The organism is Mesorhizobium sp. P2_C5_2 (assembly GCF_056404535.1).
Map to the genome: position 1 here is coordinate 209,866 of NZ_JBFUDV010000005.1, position 25,956 is coordinate 235,821.

Annotated in this window: 22 protein-coding genes; 18 read left to right on the forward strand and 4 right to left on the reverse strand. The window is 63.3% G+C overall.

The annotated features are described in order from the left end of the window. Window positions 1-4: 4 nt before the first annotated feature. Together dgoD and AC1D1B_RS19550 are read right to left on the reverse strand one after the other, a co-directional pair. On the reverse strand, window positions 5-1,153 hold the full coding sequence (dgoD, locus tag AC1D1B_RS19545) for a galactonate dehydratase (RefSeq protein ID WP_477334095.1): 1,149 nt from the start codon (window positions 1,151-1,153) through the stop codon (window positions 5-7). 7 nt (window positions 1,154-1,160) lie between these two features. After that, complete coding sequence (locus AC1D1B_RS19550; protein WP_477334835.1) at window positions 1,161-1,850, reverse strand: FadR/GntR family transcriptional regulator; 690 nt, start codon at window positions 1,848-1,850, stop codon at window positions 1,161-1,163. A gap of 256 nt (window positions 1,851-2,106) precedes the next feature. Here AC1D1B_RS19550 and AC1D1B_RS19555 point away from each other — a divergent pair, with 256 nt between their 5' ends. The 6 genes from AC1D1B_RS19555 (at window position 2,107) to AC1D1B_RS19580 (ending at window position 9,086) form a co-directional block, all read left to right on the forward strand. Then, the gene (locus tag AC1D1B_RS19555; protein WP_477334096.1) at window positions 2,107-3,096 is read left to right on the forward strand and encodes an arabinose ABC transporter substrate-binding protein; all 990 of its coding nucleotides are present in this window, start codon (window positions 2,107-2,109) and stop codon (window positions 3,094-3,096) included. A 71-nt stretch (window positions 3,097-3,167) separates the two neighbouring features. After that, on the forward strand, window positions 3,168-4,679 hold the full coding sequence (araG, locus tag AC1D1B_RS19560) for an L-arabinose ABC transporter ATP-binding protein AraG (RefSeq protein WP_477334097.1): 1,512 nt from the start codon (window positions 3,168-3,170) through the stop codon (window positions 4,677-4,679). A gap of 9 nt (window positions 4,680-4,688) precedes the next feature. Next, the gene (gene araH, locus AC1D1B_RS19565) at window positions 4,689-5,639 is read left to right on the forward strand and encodes an L-arabinose ABC transporter permease AraH (protein WP_477334098.1); all 951 of its coding nucleotides are present in this window, start codon (window positions 4,689-4,691) and stop codon (window positions 5,637-5,639) included. A gap of 24 nt (window positions 5,640-5,663) precedes the next feature. Next, a complete protein-coding gene (locus tag AC1D1B_RS19570; protein ID WP_477334099.1) occupies window positions 5,664-6,443 on the forward strand; it encodes an SDR family oxidoreductase in 780 nt (259 codons plus the stop codon). A gap of 15 nt (window positions 6,444-6,458) precedes the next feature. Further along, on the forward strand, window positions 6,459-8,171 hold the full coding sequence (locus AC1D1B_RS19575) for an IlvD/Edd family dehydratase (protein WP_477334100.1): 1,713 nt from the start codon (window positions 6,459-6,461) through the stop codon (window positions 8,169-8,171). A 9-nt stretch (window positions 8,172-8,180) separates the two neighbouring features. After that, window positions 8,181-9,086: a dihydrodipicolinate synthase family protein gene (locus tag AC1D1B_RS19580; protein ID WP_477334101.1), complete on the forward strand. Its 906-nt coding sequence runs from the start codon at window positions 8,181-8,183 to the stop codon at window positions 9,084-9,086. Between the two features lie 52 nt (window positions 9,087-9,138). Here the strand turns inward: AC1D1B_RS19580 and AC1D1B_RS19585 are convergent, their stop codons facing one another. Then, entirely contained in the window at window positions 9,139-10,086 is a 948-nt protein-coding gene (locus tag AC1D1B_RS19585) for a GlxA family transcriptional regulator (protein ID WP_477334102.1), read from the reverse strand. An 87-nt stretch (window positions 10,087-10,173) separates the two neighbouring features. On the opposite strand from AC1D1B_RS19585, the gene AC1D1B_RS19590 reads away from it, so the two are divergent. The 7 genes from AC1D1B_RS19590 to AC1D1B_RS19620 all read left to right on the forward strand — a co-directional run bounded on the left by AC1D1B_RS19590 (window position 10,174) and on the right by AC1D1B_RS19620 (window position 17,264). Beyond that, entirely contained in the window at window positions 10,174-10,881 is a 708-nt protein-coding gene (locus AC1D1B_RS19590) for a DJ-1/PfpI family protein (protein WP_477334103.1), read from the forward strand. A 120-nt stretch (window positions 10,882-11,001) separates the two neighbouring features. Continuing rightward, window positions 11,002-11,736, forward strand: a complete 735-nt coding sequence (locus tag AC1D1B_RS19595; RefSeq protein ID WP_477334104.1) for a FadR/GntR family transcriptional regulator — start codon at window positions 11,002-11,004, stop codon at window positions 11,734-11,736. Continuing rightward, window positions 11,733-12,929, forward strand: coding sequence for a PLP-dependent transferase (locus AC1D1B_RS19600; protein ID WP_477334105.1), 1,197 nt, complete (start codon window positions 11,733-11,735; stop codon window positions 12,927-12,929). Before AC1D1B_RS19595 ends, AC1D1B_RS19600 begins: the two co-directional genes overlap by 4 nt. Window positions 12,930-12,955: 26 nt before the next feature. Next, the gene (locus tag AC1D1B_RS19605) at window positions 12,956-14,233 is read left to right on the forward strand and encodes an ABC transporter substrate-binding protein (protein ID WP_477334106.1); all 1,278 of its coding nucleotides are present in this window, start codon (window positions 12,956-12,958) and stop codon (window positions 14,231-14,233) included. Between the two features lie 188 nt (window positions 14,234-14,421). Beyond that, window positions 14,422-15,345, forward strand: a complete 924-nt coding sequence (locus AC1D1B_RS19610) for a carbohydrate ABC transporter permease (RefSeq protein WP_353003145.1) — start codon at window positions 14,422-14,424, stop codon at window positions 15,343-15,345. After that, window positions 15,345-16,193 carry a carbohydrate ABC transporter permease gene (locus AC1D1B_RS19615; protein ID WP_023668128.1) on the forward strand — a complete coding sequence of 283 codons (849 nt, stop codon included), beginning with the start codon at window positions 15,345-15,347 and terminating at the stop codon, window positions 16,191-16,193. Before AC1D1B_RS19610 ends, AC1D1B_RS19615 begins: the two co-directional genes overlap by 1 nt. A gap of 3 nt (window positions 16,194-16,196) precedes the next feature. Continuing rightward, complete coding sequence (locus AC1D1B_RS19620; RefSeq protein ID WP_477334107.1) at window positions 16,197-17,264, forward strand: ABC transporter ATP-binding protein; 1,068 nt, start codon at window positions 16,197-16,199, stop codon at window positions 17,262-17,264. A gap of 18 nt (window positions 17,265-17,282) precedes the next feature. Here AC1D1B_RS19620 and AC1D1B_RS19625 read toward each other — a convergent pair whose 3' ends face one another. After that, complete coding sequence (locus tag AC1D1B_RS19625; protein ID WP_477334837.1) at window positions 17,283-18,125, reverse strand: AraC family ligand binding domain-containing protein; 843 nt, start codon at window positions 18,123-18,125, stop codon at window positions 17,283-17,285. Between the two features lie 247 nt (window positions 18,126-18,372). On the opposite strand from AC1D1B_RS19625, the gene melA reads away from it, so the two are divergent. From melA to AC1D1B_RS19650, 5 genes are all read left to right on the forward strand, one after another. Beyond that, the gene (gene melA / locus AC1D1B_RS19630; RefSeq protein ID WP_477334108.1) at window positions 18,373-19,839 is read left to right on the forward strand and encodes an alpha-galactosidase; all 1,467 of its coding nucleotides are present in this window, start codon (window positions 18,373-18,375) and stop codon (window positions 19,837-19,839) included. A 98-nt stretch (window positions 19,840-19,937) separates the two neighbouring features. After that, complete coding sequence (locus AC1D1B_RS19635) at window positions 19,938-22,016, forward strand: ABC transporter substrate-binding protein (RefSeq protein ID WP_477334109.1); 2,079 nt, start codon at window positions 19,938-19,940, stop codon at window positions 22,014-22,016. Window positions 22,017-22,118: 102 nt separating this feature from the next. Next, on the forward strand, window positions 22,119-23,126 hold the full coding sequence (locus tag AC1D1B_RS19640; protein WP_477334110.1) for an ABC transporter permease: 1,008 nt from the start codon (window positions 22,119-22,121) through the stop codon (window positions 23,124-23,126). Further along, complete coding sequence (locus AC1D1B_RS19645) at window positions 23,127-24,263, forward strand: ABC transporter permease (RefSeq protein ID WP_477334111.1); 1,137 nt, start codon at window positions 23,127-23,129, stop codon at window positions 24,261-24,263. A 10-nt stretch (window positions 24,264-24,273) separates the two neighbouring features. After that, window positions 24,274-25,941: an ABC transporter ATP-binding protein gene (locus AC1D1B_RS19650; RefSeq protein WP_477334112.1), complete on the forward strand. Its 1,668-nt coding sequence runs from the start codon at window positions 24,274-24,276 to the stop codon at window positions 25,939-25,941. Window positions 25,942-25,956: the final 15 nt, after the last annotated feature.

Below are 25,956 nucleotides of genomic sequence, written 5' to 3' on the forward strand. Positions count from 1 at the left end.
CGGGCTACCACTCGGCGAAGGAGCCGTCCTTGTGGCGCCAGATCGGGTTGCGCCAGCGGTGGCCTTCCTTGGCGCGTTCCTTGACGTACTCCTCGTCGATTTCGACGCCCAGGCCCGGGCCATCGGGGATGGCGACATAACCGTCCTCGTAGCGGAAGACATCCTTGTTGGCGGCGTAGTCGAGCAGATCGTTGGCGGCGTTGTAGTGGATGCCGAGGCTTTGCTCCTGGATGAAGCAGTTATAGCTGACGGCGTCGAGCTGCAGGCAGGCGGCAAGCGCGATCGGGCCGAGCGGACAGTGCGGCGCCACCGCAATGTCATAGGCTTCCGCCATCGCCGCGATCTTGCGGCATTCGGTGATGCCGCCGGCATGCGACAGATCGGGCTGGATGATGTCGACCGCGCCTTGCTCGAACACCGATTTGAAATCCCAGCGGCTGTAGAGCCGCTCGCCGAGCGCGATCGGCGTCGAGCCGAGTGCTGCGATCTCCTTCAGTGCCTCGCGGTTTTCGCTGAGCACCGGCTCCTCGATGAACATCAGCCGGTAGGGTTCCAGTTCCTTGACCAGCATACGGGCCATCGGCCGGTGCACGCGGCCGTGGAAATCGACGGCGATGCCGATGTTGGGGCCGACTGCTTCGCGAACCACGGCGACGCGTTCGACAGCCGCATCGATCTTGTCATGGCTGTCGACGATCTGCAGTTCCTCGGTGCCGTTCATCTTCAGCGCCTGAAAACCGCGCGCCACCACTTCCCTGGCGCCATCAGCGACTTCCGCCGGCCGGTCGCCGCCGATCCAGGAATAGACTTTTATGGTGTCGCGCAGCTTGCCGCCGAGCAGTTCATGCACGGGAACGCCGAGCGCCTTGCCCTTGATGTCCCACAGCGCCTGGTCGATGCCGGCAATGGCGCTCATCAGGATCGGTCCGCCGCGGTAGAAGCCGCCGCGATGCATCACCGTCCAGTGGTCTTCGATCAGGCGCGGGTCCTTGCCGATGAGATAGTCGGCGAGTTCCTTGACCGCCGCCTCGACGGTCAGCGCCCGGCCTTCGACGACGGGCTCGCCCCAGCCGGTAACGCCGGCATCGGTCTCGATCTTCAGGAACAGCCAACGCGGCGGGACGATGTAGGTGGTGAGCGCGGTGATTTTCATGCTGGTCTCAGTTGTTCTTGAGTTTCTTGGCGCTGACGAGGTCGCGCGCTGCAAGGTCGAGGATCCGGCCTGCCGCCGCCCGCGCCGCCACGGCATCGCGCATGCGCAGCGCCTCGACCACCTCGCGGTGTGCTGCGACAGCTTCCATGCGTCGGTCGAGCGAGATGGTTGCGGTCGCTTCGAGCGAGAATTTCAGCCCGGTGTCGATCAGATTGCCGATCTGCCGGAAGATCGGGTTGTGGCTCGCGGCATAGACGATCTGGTGGAAGACGATGTCGGAGCGCGAGAAGGCGGCGAGATCCTCGCCGGCATTGGCCATGCCGCGCCATGCGGCTTCGAGATCGGCGATCTCCTGCAGCGTCGCGCGCGTGGCGGCGAGTTCGGCGACCAGCGGTTCGATGGCGCGGCGGGTTTCCAGGATGGCGTCGAACAGCTTGTCGTCCAGCGCATGCGGCGCGTGCCAGGCCAGCACTTGCGGGTCGATGATGTTCCAGTTGTCCTGTTCGCATACAACCGTGCCGATGCGTGGCCGCGACAGCACCAGCCCCTTGGCGGCGAGCACCTTCAGCGCCTCGCGGATGACGGTGCGGCTGACGCCATATTCGACGCCGAGTTCGTTTTCGGTCGGCAGGGAAGAGCCGGCCGGATAGCGTCCGGAAAAGATGTCGGAGGCGATTGCCTTGATCACGTCGGGCATGACGCGCGGGCGGCGGGTGGGCGTCTCGCCCTGCAGCTTTTTAGAAGTCTCGGTCACCTCAGCCCTCCTCCAAGGCGGCGAAACCGCTGATCTCGCACAACCGGTCCGGCCTTACCGGATGCGGATCAATTGCGCCAGCGATCCCTGGTCAGAGCATGTAGCTTAATTATCATACCAGATCAATTGACGAGTATGATAAAAAGAATTAGAGACTCTGCATCCGGGCTGAGCGCCCGGCCATCGCTGGGAGGTAATCATGCGACTTCTGAAGACCGCGCTCGTCGCGGGCGCGCTTGCCGTGCTGTCCGTCACGACCATCGCTGCATATGCTCAGGACACCAAGATCGGTTTCATCGTCAAACAGCCGGAAGAGCCCTGGTTCCAGGACGAATGGAAGTTCGCCGACCAGGCCGCCAAGGAGAAGGGTTTTACCCTCGTCAAGATCGGCGCCGAGGACGGTGAGAAGCTGATGTCGGCCATCGACAATCTCGGCGCGCAGGGCGCGCAAGGCTTCATCGTCTGCACGCCTGACGTGAAGCTCGGCCCCGGCATCGTCGCCAAGGCCGCCGCCAACAATCTCAAGCTGATGACCGTCGACGACCGTCTGGTCGGTGCCGACGGCAAGGCGCTGGAAGACGTGCCGCATATGGGCATTTCGGCGACCAAGATCGGCGAGGCCGTCGGCCAGGCGATCGTCGACGAAATGAAGGCGCGCGGCTGGAAGGCCGACGAGGTTGGCGCCATCCGCGTCTCCTATGATCAGCTGCCGACCGCGGTCGACCGTGTCGAAGGCGCCATTTCGGTGCTGAAGGCCAATGGCTTCAAGGCCGAAAGCATCTTTGACGCGCCGCAGGCCAAGACCGACACCGAGGCCGCGCTCAATGCGGCGACGGTGGTGCTCAACGCCCATGCCGACATCAAGAAGTGGGTCGCCTTCGGCCTCAATGACGAAGCGGTGCTGGGCGCCGTGCGCGCTTCCGAAAGCGTCGGCATCTCGGCTGAAAACGTGATCGGCGTCGGCATTGGCGGCGCGGATTCGGCGATCAATGAGTTCAAGAAGCCGACCGCCACCGGCTTTGTCGGCACGGTGATCATCTCGCCGAAGCGGCACGGCTACGAGACGGCGCTCAACATGTACGACTGGGTCGCCAAGAACAAGGAACCTGAGAAGCTGATCCTGACCGCCGGTGCGCTCGCCAAGCGCGACGACTACCAGACGGTCCGCAAGGGTCTCGGCATCGAATAATCCTCCCTGTACAAACAGGCGGCGGCTCATCCCGCCGCCTGTTTGGCATTGCAAAAAGGGATAGACGCCCCATGTCCTTTCTCGACTTCTCGCGCATCACCAAGACCTATCCGGGCGTCAAGGCGCTGTCGGACGTCTCGTTCGGCGTCGACAAGGGCGCCGTGCACGGCCTGATGGGCGAGAACGGCGCCGGCAAATCCACGCTGATCAAGATCCTGTCCGGCGACCAGCATGCCGACGAGGGCGAGATCCGCATCGACGGCAAGGTCCAGGCCTATGCATCGACAAGGGACGCCTTCGACAATGGCGTCATCGTCATTCACCAGGAACTGCAGCTCGTTCCCGAGCTCACCGTCGCCGAAAATCTCAGCCTCGGCCGCTTTCCCGCCAGCGCCGGCATCATCGCCCGCGCCAGGATGCGGGACGATGTCGGCGCCAAGCTGAAATCGGCCGGGATCGACATCGACATCAGCCGCAAGGTCAAGACGCTGTCCATTGGCGAGCGCCAGATGGTCGAGATCGCCAAGGCGATCATGCTCGACGCGCGCGTCATCGCGCTGGACGAGCCGACCTCGTCGCTGTCGTCGCGTGAAAGCGAAATCCTGTTTGCCCTGATCGACCGCCTGCGCAACGAGGGCAAGGTCATCATCTACGTCTCGCATCGGCTCGACGAAGTGTTCCGCCTTTGCGACAGCCTGACCGTGTTGCGCGACGGCAAGCTCGCTGCGCATCACGCCTCGCTCAAAGACGTCACCCGCGACCAGGTCGTCGCCGAAATGGTCGGCCGCGAAATCTCTGATATCTGGGGTTTTCGTCCCCGCCAGGCCGGCCAAATCCGGCTGAAGGTCGATGCCGTTTCCGGAGCAAAGCTGAAGACGCCGGCCAGCTTCGAGGCGAGGGCCGGCGAGATCGTCGGCTTCTTCGGCCTGATCGGCGCCGGGCGTTCGGAACTGATGCGGCTGGTGTTCGGCGCCGACCTGCGCTCGGGCGGCACGATCAGCGTCGACGGCAAGGTCGTTCACGCCGCCGATCCGCATGACGCGATCCGCGCCGGCATCGTGCTGTGCTCGGAAGACCGCAAGCATGACGGCATCATCCAGGGCCGCTCGATTGAAGAAAACATCAACATCTCGTCGCGGCGTCATCACACGCGCTTCGGCGTGCTGAACCGCGCCAGCGAGATCGCCACGGCGGAAACCTTCATCAAGAAGCTCAAGGTGCGCACGCCGTCGCGCAAGCAGGACATCATCAACCTGTCCGGCGGCAACCAGCAGAAAGTCATTCTTGGCCGCTGGCTGTCGGAGCAGGGCGTGCGGGTGCTCATCGTCGACGAGCCGACGCGCGGCATCGATGTCGGCGCCAAAGCGGAAATCTATGAACTGCTCTACCAGCTTGCCGAAGACGGCATGGCGATCGTCGTCGTCTCGTCCGAACTGCCGGAGGTGATGGGCATTTGCGACCGCATCCTGGTGATGTGCGGCGGCCGTATCAGCGCCGAACTCAGCCGGGACCAGTTCGCCGAAAAGGCGATCCTGGCTGCCGCTCTTCCCGATACCAAAACCCCCGACGCGATCGCTTCCTGAGGATTTGCCATGACCGACCAGTTGAAGAAAATCCTGCTCGGCGAACAGGGCCTTGTCGTCATCTTCATCGTCGCCTTCGCGCTGGTGTCGGTGCTGGTGCCGAACTTCCTCACCGACCGCAACATGCTTGGCCTGCTGCAGTCGGTGGTCACCGTCGGCATCGTCGCCTGCACCATGATGTTCTGCCTCGCCGCGCGTGACTTCGACCTGTCGGTCGGCTCCATCGTCGCCTTTGCCGGCATGGTCGCGGTGATGGCGTCGAACTACACCGGTTCGATCCTGCTCGGGCTCCTCGCGGCAATCGCCTGCGGCGCCTTTGTCGGCTTCATCAATGGCGTCGTCATCGCCAAGTTCCGCATCAATGCGCTGATCACGACGCTGGCCACCATGCAGATCGTGCGCGGCTTTGCGCTGATTGCATCCGACGGTCGTGCCGTTGGCATCAACAGCCCGGATTTCTACCAGCTGGCGCTGTCGAAGCTGCTCGGCATACCGACGCCGATCTGGGTGCTGGCGGTTTTGTTCGGCATTTTCGGCTTCGTGCTGAACCGCACCGTCTTCGGCAAGAACACGCTGGCAATTGGCGGCAATCCCGAGGCGTCGCGGCTGGCCGGCGTCAATGTCGACTGGACGCGCATCTGGATTTTTGCGCTGCAAGGCGTGGTCTGTGGCATCGCCGGCATCCTTTTGGCCTCGCGCATCACGTCGGGCCAACCCAATGCGGCGGTCGGCCTCGAGCTCTCCGTCATCTCGGCTTGCGTGCTCGGCGGCGTCTCGCTTGCGGGCGGCCGCGCCACCATGTCGGGCGTCATCGTCGGCGTGCTGATCATGGGCATTGCGGAGAACGCCATGAACCTGCTCAACATCCCGGCCTTCTACCAGTACATTGTGCGCGGCGTGATCCTGCTGCTTGCCGTGCTGCTCGACAATCTGCGTTCGTCGGCACTGGGCCGGCGCTGACCATCTTCCAGTGGAGTGACAGCCATGGCTGAGCGCCTGTCCGGTAAACGCATCTTCCTGACCGGCGCTGCGCAAGGCATCGGGCTTGCCATCGCCGAAGCCTGTCTGGCCGAAGGGGCAAAGCTTTTCCTGGTCGACCGCGATGGCGCGCTGCTGGACAAGACGGTGGCCGGCCTTGCCGCGCCGCAGGGCCATATCGGGCATGTCGCCGCCGACATCAGCGACGGGGCCGCGATGGCCGCCGCGGTTGCACAAGCAGCCGAAGAGATCGGGCCGATCAACGCGCTGATCAACAATGCCGGGATGAATGTGTTCTCGACGCCGCTCGATGCGACCGAAGAGGAGTGGAACCGCAATTTCGACGTCAATGTCAAAGGCGCGTGGAATTGCAGCAAGGCGGTGTTACCGGGCATGATCGCAAGCGGTGGCGGGGCGATCCTCAACATCGCTTCGACGCACAGCTTCACCATCATTCCGCACACGTTTCCCTATCCCGTCGCCAAGCACGCGCTGCTTGGGCTGACCAAATCGCTGGCGCTGGAATATGCGGGGCAGGGCGTGCGCGTGAATGCACTGGCGCCCGGCTATGTCGAGACGCAGAAGGCTATCGACTACTGGAACAGTTTTGCCGATCCGGAGGCGGCGCGCGCCAAGACGCTGGCGCTGCATCCCGGCGGCCGCATCGCTTCGGCGCGTGAGATCGCGCTGGCCGCTGTGTTCATGATTTCCGACGAGTGCCCGTTCATGAACGCAGCCACCCTCGTCGTCGACGGCGGGCTCAGCCAGTTGCAGCATCCCGCCTGAGCGTCAGGAAACAGCATGACCAAGAGACGATCGCAGCACTGGTTCGGCGGGCAGGGCAAGGATGCCTTCATCCACCGCAGCTGGATGAAGAACAATGGCCTGCCCGACGACGCCTTCGACGGCCGTCCGGTGATCGGCATCTGCAACACATTCTCCGAATTCACGCCCTGCCATGTTCATTTCCGCGGCCTGATCGAGCACATCAAGGCGGGTGTGCTGGAGGCCGGCGGCCTGCCGCTGGAGTTCCCGGTGTTCTCCTGCGGCGAATCCAATCTGCGGCCAACGGCGATGCTGTTTCGCAACCTCGCCTCGATGGATGTCGAGGAGGCGATCCGCGGCAATCCGATGGACGGCGTCGTGCTGATGGCGGGCTGCGACAAGACCACGCCGTCGCTGGTGATGGGCGCTGCCTCCTGCGACCTGCCGGCGATCGTCATCTCCGGCGGGCCGATGCTCAACGGCCGCTTCCAGGGCCGTGCCATCGGCTCCGGTACGGATGTCTGGAAATTCTCGGAAGATGTCCGCGCCGGCGTGATGAGTGAACAGGATTTCGCCGACGCCGAAAGTGCCATGTCGCGCTCGCCCGGCCACTGCATGACCATGGGCACGGCCTCGACCATGGCCTCCATGGTCGAAGCGCTCGGCCTGGCGCTGCCCGGCAACGCGGCCTATCCCGCCGTCGATGCGCGCCGCAACCGCATTGCGCGCATGACCGGGCGGCGCATCGTCGAAATGGTCAATGAGGATTTGCGCCCTTCGGCCATCCTGAGGAAGGAAGCCTTCGCCAATGCCATCCGCGTCAATGGCGCGATCGGCGGCTCGACCAACGCGGTGGTGCACCTGCTGGCGATTGCCGGCCGCGTCGGCACCGAGCTGACGCTGGACGACTGGGACCGGTATGGCCGCGACGTGCCGACCATCCTCGACCTGATGCCGTCCGGCCGCTTCCTGATGGAGGATTTCTGCTACGCCGGCGGCATCCCGGCGGTGATGAAAGAGATCGCCGATATGCTCGATCTCGATGCGCTGACCGTCACCGGCAGATGCGTAGGCGACAACATCGCCGATGCAAGGAATGACAATCCGGAGGTGATCCGCCCACGCGACAAGGCGCTTACGCAACAGGGCGGCATTGCGGTGCTGCGCGGCAATCTGGCGCCGGATGGCGCCATCATCAAACCGTCAGCCGCTACGCCTGCGCTGATGAAACATCGCGGCCGCGCGGTCGTGTTCGAAGACATCGATGACTACAAGGCGCGGATCGACGATCCGGCGCTCGACATCGACGAGAGCTCGATCATGGTGCTGAAGAACTGCGGCCCGAAGGGCTATCCCGGGATGGCCGAGGTCGGCAACATGGCGCTGCCGCAAAAGCTGCTCAAGCAGGGCGTGCGCGACATGATCCGCATTTCCGACGCGCGCATGTCCGGCACCGCCTTCGGCACGGTGGTGCTGCATGCGGCGCCCGAGGCCGCTGTCGGCGGTCCGCTGGCGTTGGTCCGGAGCGGCGATATCATCGAGCTCGATGTCGAGGCGCGAAAGCTGCATCTCGAAGTCTCTGAACAGGAGCTCGCGCGCCGTCGTGAATCCTGGCTGCCGCCTGTGCCAGCGATGCGCGGCGGCTATCAGAGCCTTTATGTCGACCGTGTGCTGCAGGCGGATCGTGGCGCCGATCTCGATTTTCTCGTCGGCAGTCGCGGCCACGCCATTCCGCGCGAAAGCCATTGAGGCCAACCGATGCCGAATTTTCGCCCCGACGATTTCCAAGGCATTCACGCCATTCTCTACGCGCTGTTCGACGATCAGGAAAAACTCGATCGCGCGGCGATGCGCAGGCAGGTCGAGATCTGCCTGGCGACCGGCGTGCACGGCATGGCGGCGCTTGGCCTGGCGACGGAGGTTGCCAAACTGACGGAGGCCGAGCGGCGGACGATCATGGATTGGACTGCGGAAGATACTGCCGGCAAAGTGCCGCTCGCTTTTACCATTTTCGGCTCGTCGGTGGCCGAGCAGATCGCGCAGGTGCGCCATGCCGAAAGCGTCGGTGCTGACTGGGTGATCCTGCAGCCGCCGCCCGGTGGCTCCTACGGAGCGTCGGAGTACATCCGTTTCTTCGGCCGCGTTGCCGAGGCGACCGACCTGCCGGTGGCGATCCAGAACGCGCCGGCTTTTTTCGGACGCGGCCTGACGTCGGATGAAATTCGCGACCTCGTCACGCTTCATCCCAACATCAGCCTGATCAAAGGCGAGGGGCCCGTCACCGACATTGCCGGCCTGATCGAGCGTACGGAGGGCCAGGTTCCGGTCTTCAATGGGCGCGGCGGGCTGGAGCTGATCGATAATTTTCGCATCGGCTGCCACGGCATGATTTTGGCGCCTGACTGCATCGATCTCGCCGTGCGCGCCTATGAGGCGTTCCGCGCCGGCGATGAAGCCGTGGCCGAGGCCGAGTACGCAAAGATGCTGCCGTCGGCCGTCTTTGTCATGCAAGGCATCGAGAACCTGATCTGCTACGGCAAGCGGCTGTTCGGCGCCCGCGCCAATGTGCCGATACACGACCGGGCGCCGGCGATGCGGCCGACGGAGGTTGGCCTTGCGATGGTCGAGCGCTTTGCTTCCCACCTGGGCAGATTGCCGGGTTAGGGCTCTATCCCTACGGCGTCGACCGCCGCGTTGATGGCGCTCGCAATTGCGATCAGAAACGCTCGCGATAGGCGCGCGGATTGGTGCCCAGCACGCGCAGAAAGCCGCGCCGCATGGTCTCTTCCGAACCGAAACCGCAGCGGCGTGCCGTCTGGTTGACGGGCTGGCCCCGCTCCAGCATCCGTCGCGCGGCCTCGATCCGGATCTCCTCGATCGCGCGGGCGGGTGTCCGGCCCGTGGCCTCGCGATAGCGCCGCGAGAAACTGCGCGGGCTCATATTGGCGTGGTCGGCCAACTGCGCCAACGACAGGTCGCCGGGCAGATTTTCGAGGATCCAGCCATGCAGCCGGTCGAAGCGCCCGTCACCTTGCTGCAGCTTGAGGGTCTGGCTGAATTGCGCCTGGCCGCCGGGACGTTTCAGGAAGACCACCAACTCGCGCGCCACGCTGAGCGCCGTATGCCGGCCAAGGTCGGCCTCGACGAGGGAGAGGGCGAGATCGATACCGGCCGTTACGCCGGCCGATGTCCAGACATTTCCGTCTCGGATGAAGATCGGATCGGGTTCGAGGCGAACCGCCGGAAAGCGGCGGGCGAACTCCGCGCAGCGTCCCCAGTGGGTCACCGCGCGACGGCCGTCGAGCAGGCCTGCCATCGCCAGCAGCATGGCGCCGCTGCACACGGACGCGGTTCGCGTGGCATTGCGCGAGCGGCTGGCGATCCATTGGACCAGTTTGGCATCTTCGCAGGCCGCGTTGACGCCCCATCCGCCGGGCACGACCAGCGTGTCGATCTCAAATCCGTGGGTCGGCAGCGCCGCGGCCTCCAGCACGAGACCGGCCGATGTCCTGATCCGCGGCGAGGCGGCGACCACCACAACCTCGTAGGGCGCCGGTTCGCCTGCCTGCCTCTTGAAGTCGTTGGCGCTGGCAAAGACTTGAAGCGGTCCGCTGACGTCGAGGAGCTGGACGTCGGCATAGGCAAGCACTTCGATACGGCGCATTGGGTTTGGCCTGAAACGAGGGGTGAATGGCAATCGTGCCAAACCATGATGCCTTAGATTGCCCGAAGTCAACCCACGGAGATTTCCATGCCCCTTCGTTTCGGCATCCTCGTATTCCCCAACGTCCAACAGCTCGACCTCACCGGCCCTTACGAAGTCCTGGCGTCTGCCAAGGACGCCGAGGTGGATCTGATCTGGAAGGATCGCAACCCGGTGATGTCTTCGACGCACCTCTCCCTTACCCCGACGGCGACCTTCGACGATTGCCGGCCTCTCGACGTGTTGTGCATTCCGGGTGGGGGCGGGGTCAACGCGCTGCTGGAGGACCAGACAGTCCTCGATTTCGTGTGGGAGCGCGCGGCGCAGGCGCGCTATATAACCTCGGTCTGCAGCGGCGCCCTGGTGCTCGGCGCGGCCGGGCTGTTGAAGGGCAAGCGGGCGACCACGCACTGGTATGCTCATGATTTCCTTGAAGAGTTCGGGGCGATCCCCGTCGATGAGCGTATCGTCGAGGACGGCAAGCTTATTACCGCCGGCGGCGTCACTTCCGGCATTGATTTCGGCCTGGCGCTGGTTGCGAGGCTGCTTGGACAGGAGGAGGCTGAGATCGTGCAGCTCTCGCTCGAATATGCCCCGGCTCCTCCTTTTCGGTCGGGCACGCCTGCCGAGGCTTCGCCTGCCGTGCTGGCGCAGGCAAAGGAGCGGCTTGCGGGTTCGAGGCGGGTTCGCGAGGAAATGTTCGCTCGCTGGCGCGAGGCTCGCGCCGCCGCCGCACCGGCGCGCATCCACGGCTGAAGCGACAGGGCCGAAGGCACCGATCTCTGCCTTCGGCCCAGCTGCGTTTCCACTGTTGACACGTCCCTTCGTCTGTGTAGAAATTGGTTGGACCATTGAACCACTTTGAGTGCCGCAGGCGTGACCGAATTCAGCCTTCCGCCAATCCAGACGACGGCCCGCGACGATGCGGTGCTGAAGGCGTTGGCCGGCTTTGTCATGCGCGAAAAGCTGGAGCCCGGTGAGAGGTTGCCGACCGAACGCATCCTCGCCGAGCGTCTGAAGGTCAGCCGCAACACGGTGCGTGAAGCGCTGACACGCTGGGAGGGGCTTGGCCTGGTCGAGCGCCGGCAGGGCTCGGGCACCTATCTCAAGGCCGCCGTTTCGCTCGACATGCTGCACATGCCGCTGACGCTCGCCGGCGGCAATGATTTCACCGGCCTGATGCGCACGCTGGAAATCCGCCGCGCGCTGGAGGCGGAAGCCGCAGCCCTTTGCGCCATTCGCGCCGACCAGGACGACCTCGCCGAGATCGAGCGCAAGCTCGACATCATGGAAGAAGAGTTTCTCAGCCGGGCCGGCATGTCGTCGGAAGAGGACTGGGAATTCCATCAGGCGATCTACCGCGCCTGCGGCAATCCGCTGTTCGAGCAGATCATCGCCGCCATGCACGAACTGTTCCACCGCTTCTGGGAGCATCCGCTTGGCGTGCGCGATTTCGGCCACGCCAGCTTTCCTTACCACCGCACCATGTTCAATTGCATCGCCGCGCACGACCCGGAAGGCGCCCGGGCCGAGGCGCTGAAGCTGATCGCCACCGTCGAGGACGATTTGAAGCGCGGTGCCGCCAACCTCAAACTTTCGGACCGCAAATGAACGAACACAGCTTCGATCCAGGCATTTCCGGCAGCGACTATCTCGCCGAGGCGGCGACCCTTCTGGCGCATGACGACCCGTTCCCCGGCAATGCCGTGGTGCCGCCCATCTACCAGACCTCGCTGTTCACATTCGGCAGCTATGCCGAGATGGCCGATACCTTTGCCGGTCGCAGGAAGCAGCCGATCTATTCGCGCGGCGACAATCCGACGGTGATGGAATTCGAGTCACGCGTCGCTGCGCTTGAAGGCGCTGAGGCCGCACGCGGCTTCTCCAGCGGCATGGCGGCCATCAGCTCTACCGTGCTTGCCTTCGTCGGCGCCGGCGAGCGCATCGTTGCGGTGCGCAACTGCTATGGCGACGCCTATCGCCTGTTCGAGCGGCTGTTCCCGCGCCTGAACATCAAGGTCGATTATGTCGACGGGTCCGATCCGGATGCGGTGGCGGCGGCACTTCCCGGCGCGAAACTGCTTTATCTGGAAAGCCCGACCTCGATGATGTTCGAGCTCCAGGACATCGCGCATCTGGCGCGGCTGGCGAAAGAGCAGGGCATCGTCACCACAATCGACAATTCCTGGGCGACGCCGGTGTTCCAGAAGCCGATCCTGCACGGCGTCGACCTCGTGCTGCATTCCGCCTCGAAATATCTCGGCGGCCACAGCGACACCGTCGCCGGTGTGGTGGCGGGCTCGGCCGCCCACATCAAGCACATCAACGAGCAGACCTATTCCCAGCTCGGCGCCAAGCTCTCGCCTTTCGAAGGCTGGCTCTTGCTGCGCGGACTGCGCACGCTGCCGCTCAGGCTGCCGCATCACATGAAGAGCGGGCTCACCATCGCCGAACGGCTGAAGGCGCATGACAAGGTCGAGCGGGTCAATCATCCCGCCTATTCCAACCACCCTGGCAAGAAGACGCTTGCCGGCTATGCCGGGCTGTTCTCCTTCGAGGTGACGGAGGATGTCGACATTCCCGCTTTCGTCGATGCGCTGAAATTCTTCCGCATCGGCGTCAGCTGGGGCGGCCATGAAAGCCTGGTCGTGCCGGCAAAGGCCTCGCTCGAGCAGACGCCGGGTCTCAATTCGATGGCGCGCTTCGGCGTCAGCCCCCGAACCATCCGCTTCAATGTCGGATTGGAAAGCGTGGAAGACCTCTGGGCCGACATCGCCCAGGCCTTCGACAAAGCAAAAAAATAACTGGGTTCAAAATGGGAGTTCTGAACATGAAAAGACTAAGCATCATGCTTGCCACAGCGGCCGGCCTGGCGATTTCCGCCAGCGGCGCGCTAGCCGACACCACCCTCAAGCTGGTCGAGGTCATCACCAGCCCGCAGCGCACCGAATTTTTGAAGAAGCAGATCGCCGAGTTCGAGGCCGCCAATGCGGGCGTCAAGGTCGAGGTGGTCTCGCTGCCCTGGGGGCAGGCGTTCGAGAAATTCCTGACCATGGTGCAGGCCGGCGACACGCCTGACATCGTCGAGATGCCGGAGCGCTGGATGGGCCTCTATGCCACCAACGGCCAGCTCGAGGACCTCGGCCCCTACATGGCCAAGTGGGACGATGCCAAGACGCTGGGCGACCGCGCCAAGCAGTTCGGCTCTACGGTCAACAACACCCAGTTCATGATCCCCTATGGCTACTATGTGAATGCGCTGTTCTGGAACAAGAAGCTGTTCAAGGAAGCCGGTCTCGACGGCCCGCCGGCGACGCTCGACGACTTCATTGCCGATTCAAAGAAGATCTCAGCCATTCCCGGCAAATATGGCTACTGCCTGCGTGGCGGCCCGGGCGCCTTCAACGGCATGCACATGTTCATGAACATCGCCGCCGGCAAGGGCGGCTATTTCAACGAGGACGGCACCTCGACCATCAATGACGAGGGCTCGGTCAAGGGCCTGCAGATGCTTGCCGACATGTACAAGGACGGGCTGGCGCCGAAGGATGCGGTGAGCTGGGGCTTCAACGAGACAGTCACCGGTTTCTATTCCGGCACGTGCGCCATGCTCAACCAGGATCCGGATGCGCTGATCGGCATTGCCGACAAGATGAGCGCCGACGATTTTGCCGTGGCACCATTGCCGGTAGGCCCGAGCGGCAAATCCTATCCGACGCTGGGCTATGCCGGCTGGGCGATGTTCGCCAATTCGCAGCACAAGGACGATGCCTGGAAGCTGATGGCAACGCTGCTGTCGCCCAAGGACAATCTGGAGTGGGCCAAGGAGGTCGGCGTCGTGCCGATCCACAACGGCGCCGACCAGGACGCTCATTTCAAGACCGAGCAGTTCAAGGGCTGGTTCACCGAGCTCAGCGACACCTCCAAATATGAAATGGTGACGCCGCCGACGCATCTCGAAAACCTCGGCAATTTCGTCGACCAGGTGGCGATCAAGAACTTCCAGGAGGTGCTGCTCGGGCAGAAGACGGCCAAGGAGGCGGCCGACGCATGGGCCACGTTCCTGACCAAGGAACAGCAGGACTGGCTGGCCAAGAACAAGAAGTAAGCGCGTAGCTTTTCCCTTCTCCCCGTTCACGGGAGAAGGTGTCACGAAGTGACGGATGAGGGGCGACGCCATCCTCTAAAAGTTCGCGCTGCCCCTCATCTGCCTGCCGGCATCTTCTCCCCGTGAACGGGGAGAAGGGACGCTTGTCGCCAAGCCCCGACGCTCTTCCAGGAGACGATCCAGAACCGATGACCTATGCCGTGTCCGAAATACGATCCGCAGGCCGGCCGCGAAAGAAGCGGCTGACGCATGCCGCCATCGAGCCCTGGCTTTATCTCTCGCCGGCGATCGTGCTGCTGGTCGTGGTGCTGTTGGTGCCCCTGATCATCGGCATCAGCTATTCCTTCAGGAAGTTCTCCGCCTTCAAATCCGAGTATGTCGGCCTCGGCCAGTACCAGGCGATGCTGACCGACCAGGTGCTGGGGCAGGCGCTGGTCAACACGCTGTGGTGGACCGTCGCCAGCCTGTTCTTCCAGTTCTTCCTCGGGCTTGGTCTCGCGCTGCTGCTCGACAAGCCGTTTGTCGGCCGCAAGTTCGTGCAGGCGGTTGTCTTCCTGCCCTGGGCGGTGCCGTCCTTTCTGTCGGGCCTCACCTGGGCCTGGCTGTTCAACCCGATCATCGGGCCGCTGCCGCATTGGTTATTTGCGCTTGGCCTGAAGGCCGAGCCGACCAATGTGCTTTCCGATCCGGCGACCGCGATGTGGGGGCCGATCATTGCCAACATCTGGTTCGGCATTCCGTTCTTCGCCATCACGCTGTTGGCGGCATTGAAGTCGATCCCGTCGGAACTGCATGAGGCCGCCGCCATCGATGGCGCATCGCCTTGGCAGCGCTTCACCAAGGTGACGCTGCCCTTCCTGGCGCCGACCATCGTGATTACCGTCATGCTGCGCACGATCTGGATCGCCACCTTCGCTGATCTGATCTTCGTCATGACCGAAGGCGGCCCAGCCGGCTCGACCAGTACCGTGCCGGTCTACATCTATGTCAGCGCCTTCAAGTCTCTGGACAAGGGTTATGCCTCGGCGGTGGCGGTGCTGCTGCTGGTGCTGCTCATTGCCTATGCGATCGCGCTGATCGCCATCCGCCGCTTGCTGGTGAGGCACGTCTGATGATCGCCGGACGCTCCACCTCCTCACGCATTTTCAGCGGTATCGGTCTCTACGCGGCGATTGCCGCCTACATGATCTTTGCGCTGTTCCCGATCTTCTGGACACTGAAGATCTCGGTGACGCCGGAGCGGCTGCTCTATTCCGAAGGCATCACTTTGTGGCCGTCGCAGACGACATTCCGAAACTTCATCACTGTTCTGGAAGCATCTGATTTCCCGCGCTATTTCCTCAACAGCGTCATCGTCTCGGTGTCGACGGCGGCACTCGTCACTGTCATCGCGACGCTCGCCGGCTACGCCATGTCGCGCTTTACCTTTCGCGGCAAGGCGACGCTGGCGATCATGCTTTTGCTGACCCAGACCTTCCCGCTGGTGATGGTCATTCCGCCGATCTACCGCGTCATGGGCGAGCTTGGCCTGACCAACAGCCTGGTCGGGCTGATCATCATCTACACCGCCTTCAACACCGCCTTCGCCACCTTCCTGATGCAGTCCTTCTTCGACGGCATTCCAAAGGATCTGGAGGAGGCTGCGATGATCGATGGCTGCACGCGTGCGCAGGCAATGCGCAAGGTGATCGTGCCGCTGACGCTGCCCGGCATGGGCGCCACGCTCGGCTTCGTCTTCACCGCAGCCTGGAGCGAATTGCTGTTCGCGCTGATGCTGATCTCCAGCGATGACCAGAAGACCTTTGCCGTCGGCCTGCTCACCTATATCGGCAAATTCGCCGTCGACTGGGGGCAGATGATGGCGGCGTCGATCCTGGCGCTGATCCCGGTCTGCATCTTCTTTGCCTTCCTGCAACGCTATCTCGTCACCGGTCTCACCGCCGGCGCGGTCAAAGGATAATCGATGGCTTCCGTCACGCTGCAAAACGTCGAGAAGGATTACGGGTCGCTGCGCATCCTGCATGGCGTCGATCTCGAAATCGCCGATGGTGAGTTCGTCGTGCTGGTCGGCCCGTCCGGCTGCGGCAAGTCGACCTTGCTGCGCATGATCGCCGGGCTGGAAGAGGTGTCGGGCGGCGAGATCCGCATCGGCGAGCGGCTGGTCAACGATGTCGCGCCCAAGGACCGTGACATCGCCATGGTGTTCCAGTCCTACGCGCTCTATCCGCATATGGATGTGTCGTCGAACATGGGCTTCAGCCTGCTTTTGAAGAAGGCGGAGAAGACGACCATCGATGGCAGGGTAGGGGCGGCCGCGAAGCGCCTCGGTCTCGACAGTTTCCTCGGCCGGCTGCCGCGGCAATTGTCCGGCGGCCAGCGCCAGCGCGTCGCCATGGGTCGCGCCATCGTGCGCGATCCGAAAGTGTTCCTGTTCGACGAACCTCTGTCGAACCTCGACGCCAAATTACGTGTCCATATGCGCGCCGAGATCAAGGCGCTACACCAGCAGCTCAAGACCACTTCGGTCTATGTCACCCACGACCAGATCGAAGCCATGACCATGGCAGACCGCATCGTCGTCATGCATGACGGCTACGTGCAGCAGGTCGGCCATCCCCTGGAACTCTACGACCGCCCGATCAACACCTTCGTCGCCGGTTTCATCGGCTCGCCCGGCATGAATTTTTTGCCGGCGACGGTCGCGAAGGGCGGCAAGGTGGATGCGGTGCTGGCCGACGGCCAGAAGTTGCGGTTGCCTGACGGCTTGCCGCTCAAGGATGGCGACAAGCTGACCGTCGGGTTGCGGCCGGAACACATCCAGCTCGCCGACGATGGACCGCTCAAGGCCGAAGTCGAGGTGGTCGAGCCGCTCGGGCTGTCGACGCAGTTCTATGTCAAGTTCGCGGGGCAACAGGTCTGCGTCTTCGTCATGGGGCGCAGCAATGTCCGGCCGGGCGACACGGTGCGGCTGTCAGCCGATCCGGCTGCGCTGCATCTGTTCGATCCTGCGACCGGCAATCGAATCGGGTGAGGGTGCCCGGCAATCAACCTACCGGTGGTTGCTCAGGCTGGCATACATGCCGGTGGTGCGGAACTGCGTCGGGTTGATGCCGTAGAGCCGGCGGAAGACTTTCGAAAAATAGTTGGCATCCTCGAAGCCGCACAGGATGGCGACCTCCTTGACCGGCAGGAAGTCGGCCTTGGTCAGAAGTTTCGCTGCCCGCTGCAGTCGCTGCTGCAGCACGAACTCGGCCGGCGGTATGCCTTCACTCTCGGCAAAGCAGCGCGAGAAATGTGCACGGCTTAAGCCGCTGATCGTAACGAGCTCGGCCACCGGCAAGGGCTTGTCGAGATTGGCGTTGATGTGGTCGATCACCGGCTGCATGGCGCTCTGTTTCTCAGTGAAGGCGTGCGAGCCGAAGACATCGTCGTAGAGTGCCATCGCCGCCTCATAGGCAATCGCCGAAGCAGCGCCCGGCGATGCGGCGCCGTTGATGAGACGCAGGCTGCAATCGGCGAGATGATCGATCGTCTCGGGCTGCAGCCGAAACACCGGGCCGGAGACGCTGAGGATGGATTTGTGGATGCGCAGCGCCTCCTCGCCATTCATCGAGATCCAGAAATATTCCCAGCGGTCGCCCTTCTCTAGCCAGTAGCGATGGTTGTGCGGCACCAGCACCAGCAGCGTGTCGTTGGCCTGCAGGCGGTACTTGCGGTTTTCGTAGCGCAGCTGGCCGGTGCCGCTGATCGTGTGCTGCAGCACGGTGAACGGCGTCTGGCCGCGCTTGCGTCCATCCCAGTCGTAGGTCACGCCCTCGCGCACTTCATAGCCGGTGCTGGTCGGCATGGCGTGCAGGCGCTGGCGGCCGCGCGGCAGCGAGATGGTGCGCATCAACTGTCCGTTGGCGATCAGATCGCGCAGCACAAAATTACCCTCGAAAGCATAAACGTTCTCTGGCCGCGCCCTGGAATAACGGCATAATCCAAATCCTGAGAACGCGAAAGACCCGCGGTCGAGGAGCGGGCGGGGAGGAGAAGGGTCGGAAATTCCGGCCCGAATGGCATGCGCGCCATGGCGCGCCGCCATATGCTCCTCTTTTGCTCCTTGCCTGGCATTCGATTGGATCGAGGTGAAGGTGATGAGTTTCAAAATCGCTATTATCGGCGCCGGCAGCGTCGGCTTCACCAAGAAGCTGTTCACCGACATTTTGTGCGTTCCGGAATTCAGCGACATCGAATTCGCGCTGACCGATCTCAGCGAGCACAATCTCGAGATGATCAAGGCGATCCTCGACCGCATCGTTGAGGCCAACAAGTTGCCGACCAAGGTGACAGCGACGACGGACCGCCGCAAGGCGCTCGAAGGCGCGCGCTATGTCATCAGCTGCGTGCGGGTCGGCGGGCTCGAAGCCTATGCCGACGATATCAGAATTCCCTTGAAATATGGCATCGACCAGTGTGTCGGCGACACGATCTGCGCCGGCGGCATCCTCTATGGTCAGCGCAACATCCCGGTCATCCTCGACTTCTGCAAGGATATAAGAGAACTCGCCGAGCCCGGCGCGAAATTCCTCAACTATGCCAACCCGATGGCGATGAACACCTGGGCTGCGATCGAATATGGCAAGGTCGACACCGTCGGCCTCTGCCACGGCGTCCAGCACGGCGCCGAACAGATCGCCGAAGTGCTCGGCGCCAAATCGCATGGCGAACTCGATTATGTCTGCTCCGGCATCAACCACCAGACCTGGTTCATCGACCTCCGGCTCAACGGCCGCAAAATCGGCAAGGATGAACTGGTCGCCGCCTTCGAGGCGCACCCGGTCTATTCGCAACAGGAAAAGCTGCGCATCGATGTGCTGAAGCGCTTCGGCGTCTATTCGACCGAAAGCAACGGTCATCTCTCCGAATATCTGCCCTGGTATCGCAAGCGGCCGGACGAAATCACCCGCTGGATCGACATGTCCGACTGGATCCATGGCGAGACCGGCGGCTACCTCCGTTACTCCACCGAAACGCGCAACTGGTTTGAGACGGAGTTCCCGCAATTCCTCGAGGCGGCATCGAAGCCGCTCGACATGTCGAAGCGCTCCAACGAACATGCCAGCCACATCCTCGAAGCGCTGGAGACCAACCGCGTCTATCGCGGCCATTTCAACGTCAAGAACACCGGCATCATCACCAACCTGCCGCAGGACGCCATCATCGAATCGCCCGGCTTCGTCGACCGCTTCGGCATCAACATGGCCTCCGGCATCACGCTGCCGGAAGCGTGCGCTGCCACCTGCATGGCCTCGATCAACGTCCAGCGCATGTCGGTGCATGCGGCTGTTACGGGCGACATCGACCTGTTGAAGCTCGCCGTGCTGCACGACCCGCTGGTGGGTGCCGTGTCGACGCCGGAAGAGGTCTGGCAGATGGTCGACGAGATGGTCGTCGCCCAGGCGCGCTGGCTGCCGCAATATGCCGATGCCGTGCCGGCGGCCAAGGAGCGGCTTTCGAAATCGAAGGTCAAGACCCGCGACTGGGCGGGTGCGGCGCGGCGCAATGTGCGCTCGATCGAAGAACTGCGCGCCGAAAAGACGGCGCTGAAACAGGCCGGCTGAGAATGCTTGCAGGCGAACCGCGGGAGGCCGGGTCGCCAATCAGCCGTCCCGAGTAAAAGCGGGCAGCAGCAGAAGTCGAAACATCTGGGAGGAACACGATGAGGAACTTTCGCAGAATTGGCATTCTCACGGGCCTTGCGCTGAGCGCATCGGCGCTCGGCGCATACGCATCCGAACCGACCACGCCGCCGGCGCCGGCGCAGTTTCCCGCCGAGGGCAAGATCAAATATGTCGCCCGCGATTCCATCCTGGAGTTCAAGGCGCTGCCCGAATATCACGAGCCCGATTGGGTCACCGAGAAATACGTCAAGACCGGCAAGCTGCCTCCGGTCAAGGATCGGCTGCCGAAGGAGCCGCTGGTGTTCAAGACCAGCAATATGCCGGACGGCATCGGCGTCTACGGCGACACCATGCGCCACGTCATCGGCGGCCGGCCGGAAGGCTGGAACTATGGCGCCGGCCAGACGCAAGGGTGGGGCGGCATCGACATCGGCCTTTCCGAATGCCTGACGCGCACCGCGCCTTTGTTCCAGGTCGAGGCCAAGGACACCGAGCCGCTGCCGAATCTCGCCAGGAGCTGGGAATGGTCGAAGGACGGCCACAAGCTGACCATGCATCTGATCGAGGGTGCCAAATGGTCGGACGGCGTCGCCTTCAATGCCGACGATTTGATGTTCCACTGGGATGATGAGGTCGTCGATCCCAATGTCTCGCCACTGAACGGTGCCACGCAGGAGACGTTTGGTGTCGGCACGACGCTGAAGAAGATCGACGACTACACCGTCGAATGGACGTTCAAGGAGGCTTTCCCAAAACAGTATCTCTACGCGATGGCCTACGGCACCTTCTGCCCCGGTCCAGCGCACATCTTGAAGCCGCAGCATCCGAAATATTCCAAGAACACCTACGAGCAGTTCAAGAACGCGTTCCCGCCGGAATATATGAACATACCGGTGATGGGCGCCTGGGTGCCGGTGGAGTACAGGCCCGATGACATCGTCGTCATGCGCCGCAATCCCTACTATTGGAAGGTCGACGAGAAGGGCAACCAGCTGCCCTACCTCAACGAGGTGCACTACAAGCTGTCGACCTGGGCCGACCGCGACGTGCAGGCGGTGGCGGGCGCCGCCGACTTCTCCAATCTCGAGCAGCCGGAGAATTTCGTCGCTTCGCTGAAGCGGGCGGCGGACAAGGATGCGCCGGCCCGGCTCGCTTTCGGCCCGCGCCTGATCGGCTACAATCTGCGCATGAATTTCTCCGCCAATGGCTGGGGCAATCCGGATGAGCGCGGCCAGGCGATCCGCGAGTTGAACCGCAATGAGGACTTCCGCAAGGGCGTCACCATGGCGCTCGACCGCAAGGCGCTCGGCGATTCGTTGGTCAAAGGTCCGTTCAACGCCATCTATCCCGGCGGCTTCTCCTCCGGCACCAGCTTTTATGACCGCAACTCGACGGTCTACTATCCGTTCGATCTCGAAGGCGCCAAGGCCGAACTCGCCAAGGCCGGGCTGAAGGACACCGACGGCGACGGCTTCGTCAATTTCCCGGCCGGCACCGCCGGCGGCAAGAATGTCGAGATCGTCATGCTGGTCAACAATGACTACACCACCGACAAGAGCCTTGCGGAAGGCGTCGTCGGCCAGATGGAAAAGCTCGGCATTCGCGTCGTGCTCAACAGTCTCAACGGCACCCAGCGCGACGCCGCCCAATATTCCGGCCGCTTCGACTGGCTGGTGAGGCGCAACGACCAGGAGCTGACCGCCGTGGTGCAGAATACCGAGCAGCTCGCGCCGGTTGGCCCGAAGACCAGCTGGAACCATCGCGCGCCGGAAAGCGGCGAGGTCGACCTGATGCCGTTCGAAAAGGAGCTTGTCGACATCGTCAACAAGTTCGTCTCCAGCCAGGACAATGACGAGCGCGCCAGCCTGATGAAGACGTTCCAGAAGATCTCGACGGAGCATGTCTACAATGTTGGGCTGACGGAATATCCCGGCGCCCTGATCATCAACAAGCGCTTCTCCAACGTCCCGCAGGGAACGCCGATCTTCATGTTCAACTGGGCCGAGGATTCGATCGTGCGCGAGCGGTTGTTCGTTGCCGCCGACAAGCAGCAGAAATACGAACTCTTCCCCGAGCAGCTTCCCGGCAAGCCCGGCGAAAAGGGTCCGACGAACTGAGTTACCTCCCCTGACTGACGCCCGGCCGCGCTGCGCGCGCGGCCGGGACGGAGTAAGGTCAGCGGCAGACAACCCTGAAACCTGCAACAAGGAGGAGAAACGGTGCTGCGATTCCTGGCCATGCGCATAGCATCGGCATTGCCGGTTATGGTCATCCTGAGCCTAGTCACCTTTGCCATCATCCAGGCGCCGCCGGGCGACTATGCCGACTATATCCGTTCGCAGCTCATCAACCAGGGCGGGGCCTCGTTTGCCGAAGCCGACGCGCAGGCACAGGCCTACCGCGTCGAGCACGGTCTCGATAAGCCGCTGCCGGTGCAGTACCTGAACTGGATCGCCGGCATCGTCACCCGCGGCGATTTCGGCTACAGCCTCTACTACAACAAGCCGGTCGCCGCCGTGGTCGGCGAGCGGCTGCCGCGCACGCTGCTGCTAGCGCTGGTTTGCCATCTGCTCGCTTCGGTGCTCGGCATCACCTTCGGCATCTGGGCGGCGACAAGGCAATACACCTGGATCGACTCGACGCTGTCGGCGATCTCCTTCCTCGGCATGACCGTGCCGCGCTTCCTGATGGCGCTGATCATCGTCTATCTCATGGTCTTCCAGTTCAACGTGTCGGAGATCGGCAGTTTCTTCTCGCCGCAATATGGCGGCGCGCCATGGTCGTGGGCGAAATTCGCCGACCTCGTCAAACATGTCTGGCCGGTGGTGGCGATCGCCACCTTCGGCGGGCTCGCCTACAATATGCGCGTCATGCGCGGCAATCTGCTCGACACGCTGAACGCGCAATATGTCGAGACGGCCAAGGCCAAGGGGCTCACCGGCGGCGCCGTCGTCATGCGCCATGCCGTGCCCAACGCGCTGCATCCGCTCATCATGTATCAGGGCGTGGTGCTGCCCTACATGCTGACCGGCGAGATCGAGACGGCGATCATCTTCGCGCTGCCGACGGTCGGACCGGCCATTGTCGGGTCGATGGCGGTCGGCGACGTCTATGTCACGGCGACCTTCATGATGGTGCTGTCGGCGACGCTGATCGTCGGCAACATCATCGCCGACATGCTGCTCGCGCTGCTCGACCCGCGCGTGCGCCAGTTCGGGGAGAGCTAGATGCTGGCGCGCGACCCATCCCCGCCACCGCTGCCGGCTGAAGCAACCGCGATTGCGACCCCGCGCGGCAATGAGAGCTATATGGCGCTGGTCTGGCGCCGGCTGAGGCGCTCCTGGACCGGCATGGCCGGACTGATCCTGGTCGTGCTTCTGGTGGTGATGGCGGTGTTTGCCGACTTCTTCGCGCCGATGGACCCCAAGGTGACCGATGTCGCTTTCGCCCCGCCGCAAGTGATGAGTTTTCACGACAAGGACAGCAATTTCGTGCTCCAGCCGCGGGTCTATGCGCTAGCGGATTCTGCTGACCTCGACCCGGTCACCTTCCAGCCGGTCGTCGGGCCGGACTACGACCATCCGCGCCTGCTCGGCTTCTTCGCCAAGGGCGCCGAGTACCGGTTGCTTGGCCTGATCCCCGCCAACCGGCATTTCTTCGCCTCGACCGACGGCCAGCCGGTGCATTTTCTCGGCACCGACAAGTTCGGCAGGGACGTGCTGTCGCGCGCCATCCAGGGCTCGCGTGTCTCGCTGATGATCGCGCTGACGGTGGTGTTCATCATCACCGTCATCGGCACCACCGTCGGCATGGTCTCGGGCTATTTCGGCGGCCGGTTCGACGTCTGGGTGCAGCGCTTCGTCGAGTTGGTGCTCGCCTTCCCGCAGCTGCCGCTCTATCTGGCGCTGACGACGCTGATCCCGGTGACCGCGCCGACCAACGTCTTCCTCGCCTTCGTCATCATTGTCATGTCGGCGCTCGGCTGGGCGCAGATGTCGCGCGAGGTGCGCGGCAAGACGCTGGCGCTGGCGCGGATCGACTATGTGCGCGCCGCCATGGCGGTCGGCGCCACCGACATGCGCATCATCATGCAGCACATTTTCCCCAATGTGATGAGCCACGTCATCGTCGCCGTGACCATCGCGATCCCGACGGTGGTGCTGCTTGAAGCCTTTCTCGGCTTCCTCGGCTTCGCGGTGAAACCGCCGCTGATCTCGTGGGGGCTGATGCTGCAGGACACCGCGACCTATTCGGTCATCGGCACCTACCCCTGGATCCTGTCGCCGGTCGGCTTCGTGCTGATTACCGTGTTCGCCTTCAACGCGCTGGGCGACGGCCTGCGCGATGCCGTCGATCCCTATTGAGGTGACTGGAATGACCGTCGTGCTCGCACAATCCTTTGCACCAGCCGTCCGGCTCGACCATGCCGGCCGCCACGACCAGCCGATCATCGATGCCCGCAACGTCGAGGTGGCCTTCAAGGTCGAGCACGGCGTCGTTGAGGCGGTGAAGGATGTCTCGTTCCAGCTCTATCGCGGCGAGACGATCGCCATCGTCGGCGAGTCCGGCTCCGGCAAGTCGGTGACGGCGCGCACCGTCATGGGGCTCTTGTCGAAGCGGGCCACCGTGTCACCGAAATCAACCGTCGACTATTGCGGGCAGGACATACTGAAATTCCCCGAGAGCGCCCGGCGCAAGCTGCGCGGCAACCGCATCTCGATGATTTTTCAGGAGCCGATGAGCTCGCTCAACCCGATCTACACGGTCGGCAGCCAGATCGTCGAGGCGATCAGGGTGCACCGCAAAGTGAGCCGTAGAGAGGCCTGGGCGCGCGCGCTCGAGCTGCTGCGGCATGTCCAGATCCCTGAGCCGGAAGCGCGCATCAAGCAGTATCCGCACCAGCTCTCCGGCGGGCAGCGCCAGCGCGTGATGATCGCCATGGCGCTCGCCAACGACCCCGATGTGCTGATCGCCGACGAGCCAACGACCGCGCTCGACGTCACGGTCCAGGCGCAGATCCTCAACCTGATCCGCAATCTGCAGAAAGAGCTCAGGATGGCGGTCATCCTGATCACCCACGACCTCACGGTGGTGCGGAAATTCTCCGACTATGTCTATGTCATGCAGCATGGCGAGATGTGCGAGCACAACGTGACCGAGCGGCTGTTCGCCGACCCGCAGCATCCCTATACCAAGCGCCTGCTCGCTTCCGAGCCGCACGGAAGGCCGCAGCCGCTGCCGGAGAACAGCGGCACCATTCTTGAAGCCCGCGACATGCGCGTCTGCTTCATGCTGCGCCATGGCAGCTTCCTGAAGCCGGACTGGCGCGAGCTGGTCGCCGTCGACGATCTCGGCCTGAAACTTTGCCGCCACGAGACGCTCGGGCTGGTCGGCGAATCCGGCTCCGGCAAGTCGACGTTCGGTCTCGCTCTGCTCAAGCTCACCGATGCCAAGCGTGGCGAGATCAGCTTCGACGGCCAGCCGATCCAAGGCCTGTCGCGCGCCGAGATGCGGCCGCTGCGCTCGCGCATGCAGGTCGTCTTCCAGGATCCGTTTTCCTCGCTCAATCCGCGCATGACGATCGGCCAGATCATCGAGGAAGGGCTGGTCGTCAACAGGATCGGCGCAACGCGGCGCGAGCGGGTCGAGCGGGTGCGCGACGCCCTGGTCAGCGCCGGCATGCCAGGCGACATTCTTTCGCGCTTTCCCCACGAATTTTCGGGCGGCCAGCGGCAGCGCATCGCGATTGCGCGCGCCATCGCATTGGAACCCGAATTCATCCTGCTCGACGAACCGACTTCGGCGCTCGACCTCTCGGTGCAGGCGCAGATCATCGACCTGTTGCGCAAGCTGCAGGACGAGCGCGGCTTGAGCTATCTCTTCATTTCGCACGACCTCAAAGTGGTGCGCGCACTCTGCCACCGCGTCATCGTCATGCAGAACGGCAAGATCGTCGAACAGGGACCCGTCGACGAGGTTCTCACCAATCCCAAGACCGCCTATACCGAACGGCTCGTCAGGGCCGCCTTCGACGTGGCGTAGCAAAGTGCCGGAGGT